The organism is Roseburia inulinivorans DSM 16841, assembly GCF_000174195.1.
In the GTDB taxonomy this organism is placed as follows: Bacteria; Bacillota; Clostridia; order Lachnospirales; family Lachnospiraceae; genus Roseburia; species Roseburia inulinivorans.
Map to the genome: position 1 here is coordinate 1 of NZ_ACFY01000029.1, position 631 is coordinate 631.

Below are 631 nucleotides of genomic sequence, written 5' to 3' on the forward strand. Positions count from 1 at the left end.
GTCATAGCACTGATCCATCTCCTGATTCATGCGGATTTGCCCGCTCAGATCCCGTTTTATATCGGACAGCCCGAGGATATAGTCAGTGGTAACATTAAAATACCTTGCCATGCTGATAAGCAGGTCTGTGGAGATGGCACATGTGTCTTTTTCCATCTTGCTTACCGCCTGCTGGGTGGTGTTGATTATAGTCCCAAGGGCTTCCTGTGACATGTTGTGGCTCCTGCGGAGCTCACGGATACGGTTCTCAGTCATAATTGTGACATCCTTTCTAATAACTATTTTACATAATTATTAGAAGTTTACTCACAACTGTATAATGTAAATCAAATACAGGACGGCGTTAATAGAAACATAATGTGCTTATATATCTAATCAAGATGAGAATGAAAGTAAAAGAGTTTTGTGCTATAGAGATGACAAGTTATACCAATTTTAAAGGTACATACTATAGTGCGTTTCCGGAAAAAGTGACAAATTATGTCGAAAATTCAACGTATAAGAGATTTCAGAATTACTCAGGTATAAACTATATGCGTAATGAAAAGAAAGTCATTGGAAAAAAGCGCAAATCATAGTTGTGACCGAACTGGTCGTGGGAATGGTATTTCTGATGGTGAATAAGAAAGCT

At 38.5% G+C, this 631-nt stretch carries 1 protein-coding gene; it reads right to left on the minus strand.

The features are described 5' to 3' along the window. Positions 1-255: helix-turn-helix transcriptional regulator (locus ROSEINA2194_RS02645; RefSeq protein ID WP_007883069.1), on the minus strand; the 255-nt coding region annotated here is incomplete at its 3' end. Positions 256-631: the final 376 nt, after the last annotated feature.